The sequence below is a fragment of the Deltaproteobacteria bacterium genome (assembly GCA_026388545.1).
In the GTDB taxonomy this organism is placed as follows: domain Bacteria; phylum Desulfobacterota; class Syntrophia; order Syntrophales; family UBA2185; genus JAPLJS01.
In genome coordinates this window covers 1-4,209 of the sequence record JAPLJS010000064.1, presented here as the reverse complement: position 1 = coordinate 4,209, position 4,209 = coordinate 1, and the positions used below count along the sequence as shown (strand labels likewise).

Here is a 4,209-nt window from a genome sequence, read left to right as displayed (position 1 = left end):
TTTTTCGGCGTTCTGTTTCTGACCCTTTTCCTTATCTTTCTTGCCGCCCTTGTCTCCCATTACGTCTCTCCTTTTCCTGTTGTCCAAAACATCTTCTCGCAGCGTGGTTTCTGTTGCAACCACAGTAGGCCCATCATTATTTAATTGTAATCTTGCATACTTTTCAAAATCCGTCAATTACCGCTTTTAGGAAGGTACAAATGTTGTCTCCACACCCAGCTTTTCCTGAAAGTCTTTTCGTTTTGGATGGTTCGATGATGCAGGGGATGGTGTCATCATGGCCTTTCTCGATGTCAATGATCTTCATATCTCAAATATGTGTCGATGGCCGGTGTAATGATTATAACCGTGTGGTCGTCTTTCATCTTAAGGGATGTTGTGGCTTCGAGGATGGAATACCAGACCCCGATCTGTTTGCCTTTATCATCGAATAGTGCGAATCCATGTAGAGACAATCTTAAGCTCAAATACCTTACCCTATCTTGCATATCTGTGACAAGCTCACGGATTTTCTTGGGTGTCATCTCGACTTGCTTCCACAGGTCGGGCTCAAGTTTATAGGCCTTATCCAGTCCTATAATCGCATGGGGATAGACGTCTGATCCGCTGATATAATAATTGTAATTGGGGTTGATTTGATATGTTTCAAAAGCTTTTGCTGCATTGCTGTCAGGTGTTATTTTGCCATAATTTTTAAAAAGCGAACTTGTATACCCTACTGACGGTAATACTATCAAAATGCACATGACATAAAAGGTGATTCTCCAATGTTTCTGCATTTCTCTTTCTCCTTTCAAAAACATTCTGTCACTTCTTTTTTTAATAAGAACTCGCTTCTGGGAGCTGGAAGTGTAAGAAGAGCGGCCTTGTGTGTCAAGAAGAATGGACGACAAGGTTGGTATTACCGATGGTTACCGGCCCGTTGAGGCCTGACCCCAATCACTCACGCTGTAAAGAGGGGTACGTGTTTAAATTGCTTTACATTCACCAATCCCCACGATAATGCCGTCATGGATAGCCACATCTGCTTCTAAGACCTCGTGAGAAAATACGTTGATTACCCTGCCGCCTTTCACAATCAGGTCAGGTGATATTTCACCCCGCGCCGCCCGGATGCGATTTTTTAAGGCTTCGATCATACTGTTTTTTTTCATTTCATACCCGGCGGATATTCCATATAAAAGCGGTAAAATGCCGCGATCACCAGTGCATGGGTAATTGTCCCCTCCCTGATGAGACGGGGGATTTCTGAAAGCGGCCGGAGGACCACTTCGATGTCTTCGCGATCATCCTGATTCTGTTGTCCCGTGGGGAAAACATTCCTGGCAAGAAACGTATAGCAAAGATTGTTCTGAATGGCAGGGTTAGGGTGTACGGCGCCAAGGGGAATCAGTGTTTCTTCCCGGTAACCTGTTTCTTCCCACAGTTCGCGGCTGGCTGCCTCTTCGGGGGAATCGGAGGGTTCAAGAAGTCCGCCGGGTATCTCCAGGGTAATATCACGAATACCGAGGCGGTACTGGCGAATCAGAACGACTTCGTTCTGCGGTGTGAGGGGGATGATATTTACCCAGGGTGGGGACTCCAGGATATAAAAGTCATGTGTCTGATTTGTGCGCGGTGAGCACGCACGGTCATGTCGCAGGTTGAATACCCGGTAGGATTTATCAACACGACTTGAAATAATTGTCCATGGTTTGAGAAGCATATGAGACCTCGAAAATTGTGGTTTGTAACATGAGGTCATATACCACGATGCCGGGCGAAAATGAAGGAAAACAATCATTTTGATCGTCGAGGACGAAATCCTTTACAAATTATGTTTATTAATGCTAATTTTGCTAAAATTGTAAAAAATCGGATTTCGCCGCATATTGTCATTCCCGCGAAAGCGGAAATCCAGTAATGCTTTCATGGTTCCCCGCTTGCGCGAGGACAGCGTCTGGACATCCCCGCGAAGGCAGGGACCTGAGTGACAGGATTTTCGACTTTTTACGAAACCGTCAATCTACAGGAGACGAAAATGAGTTTTATAAAAATTAGATTTTCCAATGAACTCGGAAATATCGATGCTGAATTTCGGCGGGGCATCAATGAAATGTTCCGTTTGATTAACTCAACGTTTACCATTTATCAAAATGTATGGAGGCCTCAGGTAGATATCTATGAATCTCCTGATGAAATCATGATCCTGGCCGATGTCGCAGGGGTAAACAAAGAGGATCTCTATGTGGAGATTGATCACAGGGTCTTGAGAATTTATGGAAAGCGGAAAAAGCCGCTTATGGAAAATACAAGATATCACCTTGCTGAAATCCCCTACGGATATTTTGAAAGAAACCTTTCTCTCCCCTGTTCAGTCGATACTGATTCACTGAAAGCAACGTATGCGGATGGTCTTCTTCAAATATGGATGGCAAAGCTGCCTGTGGATAAAGTTTGTAAGATACCTGTTCAAAAAAACAGATCATACTGAGAATAATTTAGTTTTATAGCTCAAACAGGAAACCAGTTTTGGAGGTTTGCATGGCGGATCAGAAACCACCTGAGGAATTAAAAGTTGTTAAGATACCGGATATTTTACCTGTTATGCCGTTATTTAACGTTGTTGTTTTCCCGAATATGATGTTTCCACTGGAAGTTTTCGGTGAGCAGTCGATAACCCTTGTCGATGAGGCAATGGCCGTTGATCGCATCATAGGCCTTGTCATGTCAAAGAAATCACCGTTAGAGATCAAAAATCAGCCGGAAGACTTTTATGATATAGGGACGGCTGTTGTGATTGTGAAGATGGCAAAAACGGGGGATAATAGGGCGAACCTTCTCATACAGGGCATCAGCAGATTTAAGATCACAGAATTTGTCGAGGGGAAGTCATATCCCCAGGCCCGGGTGGAAGTTCTTGAAGATGTTGTAGAAAAGGACATCGAGATAGATGCGCTCATGGCGAATCTTACCGGACTGTTTGACAGGATGGTCAAATTGTCGCCCGTTTTACCTCAGGAATTTGGCACCATGGCCATGTCGATCACATCTCCGGGAGTGCTTGCCGACGTTATCTCATCGATTATAAATTCGGCAGCGGAAGAAAAACAGAAGATTTTGGAAATCCTCGATGTGAAACAGCGTCTGAAGGAGGTCACGCGGCTCATAAGTCATCAGTTGGATATTCTTGAACTGGGTAATAAGATACAGTCACAGGTAAAGGAGGATATCGACAAAAGTCAGCGGGAATACTACCTCCGTCAGCAGCTCAAGGCGATCAAGCAGGAGCTGGGCGAAACGGATGAGCCCAAGGTTGAAGTGGAAGAATACCGGGCGAAGATTGAGAAAAAAAATCTTCCGGAAGAAGCGAAAAAAGAGGCCGAGCGCGAGCTTGAACGTCTGTCCCGAATGCATCCGTCTTCCGCCGAATATACGGTATCATCGACCTACCTGGACTGGATAACCGCGCTTCCCTGGACTGAAAGCACAGAAGACAACATGGATATCAAAAAGGCACGGGGAATCCTGGATGATGAACATTTCGGGCTGGATAAGGCAAAGAAGCGTATTATAGAATATCTTGCCGTACGAAAACTGAAGCCTGACTCAAAAGGGCCGATCCTGTGCTTTGCAGGGCCTCCCGGCACCGGCAAGACCTCACTGGCCCTTTCCATAGCCCACGCCCTCGGCCGTAAATTTGTGCGAATCGCTCTGGGTGGTGTGCGGGACGAAGCGGAAATCCGCGGGCACCGCCGCACATATGTGGGAGCGCTTCCGGGCCGCATCATTCAGGGTATCAAGCGGGCAGAATCAAATAACCCTGTGTTTGTCCTGGACGAAATAGACAAGGTCGGCAGCGATTTCCGGGGAGATCCGTCTTCCGCACTCCTTGAAGTGCTTGATCCGGAGCAGAATTATTCCTTTATGGACCATTATCTCGATGTTCCGTTCGATCTCTCCCATGTCATGTTCATTACCACTGCGAACATCCTGGACACAATCCCCCCTGCGCTCCGGGACAGGATGGAAGTAATTGAACTTCTTGGCTACACGCAGGACGACAAGGTTAACATTGCCGAACGTTACCTCATCCCTCGGCAGAGAGAGGCCAATGGGCTCGCACCGGAGCAGGTAACTTTTACGAAAGGCGCCATAAATCTTATTATTTCAGGATATACGCGGGAGGCCGGACTGAGAAATCTTGAACGTGAAATAGGTACGATATGC

General features: G+C 46.1%; 5 protein-coding genes. 2 read left to right on the top strand and 3 right to left on the bottom strand.

Features of this window, described 5'->3' with window-relative positions:
• Nucleotides 1–293 precede the first annotated feature (293 nt).
• The 3 genes from NTW12_07520 to NTW12_07510 all read right to left on the bottom strand — a co-directional run bounded on the left by NTW12_07520 (nucleotide 294) and on the right by NTW12_07510 (nucleotide 1,705).
• The gene (locus NTW12_07520) at nucleotides 294–779 is read right to left on the bottom strand and encodes a hypothetical protein (protein MCX5846191.1); all 486 of its coding nucleotides are present in this window, start codon (nucleotides 777–779) and stop codon (nucleotides 294–296) included.
• 189 nt (nucleotides 780–968) lie between these two features.
• Entirely contained in the window at nucleotides 969–1,154 is a 186-nt protein-coding gene (locus tag NTW12_07515) for a hypothetical protein (protein ID MCX5846190.1), read from the bottom strand.
• Nucleotides 1,151–1,705 carry an NUDIX hydrolase gene (locus NTW12_07510; GenBank protein ID MCX5846189.1) on the bottom strand — a complete coding sequence of 185 codons (555 nt, stop codon included), beginning with the start codon at nucleotides 1,703–1,705 and terminating at the stop codon, nucleotides 1,151–1,153. Before NTW12_07510 ends, NTW12_07515 begins: the two co-directional genes overlap by 4 nt.
• A 315-nt stretch (nucleotides 1,706–2,020) precedes the next feature.
• Between NTW12_07510 and NTW12_07505 the strand changes: the two genes are divergently transcribed.
• Entirely contained in the window at nucleotides 2,021–2,473 is a 453-nt protein-coding gene (locus tag NTW12_07505; protein ID MCX5846188.1) for an Hsp20/alpha crystallin family protein, read from the top strand.
• 50 nt (nucleotides 2,474–2,523) lie between these two features.
• The coding region (lon, locus tag NTW12_07500; protein ID MCX5846187.1) for an endopeptidase La at nucleotides 2,524–4,209 on the top strand (1,686 nt) is incomplete at its 3' end.

Bases quoted from the DNA above. Each gene is read 5' to 3' on its own strand.
- NTW12_07505 (MCX5846188.1), top strand. From the start codon at position 2,021: ATGAGTTTTATAAAAATTAGATTTTCCAATGAACTCGGAAATATCGAT.
- NTW12_07520 (MCX5846191.1), bottom strand. From the start codon at position 779: ATGCAGAAACATTGGAGAATCACCTTTTATGTCATGTGCATTTTGATA.
- NTW12_07510 (MCX5846189.1), bottom strand. From the start codon at position 1,705: ATGCTTCTCAAACCATGGACAATTATTTCAAGTCGTGTTGATAAATCC.
- NTW12_07515 (MCX5846190.1), bottom strand. From the start codon at position 1,154: ATGAAAAAAAACAGTATGATCGAAGCCTTAAAAAATCGCATCCGGGCG.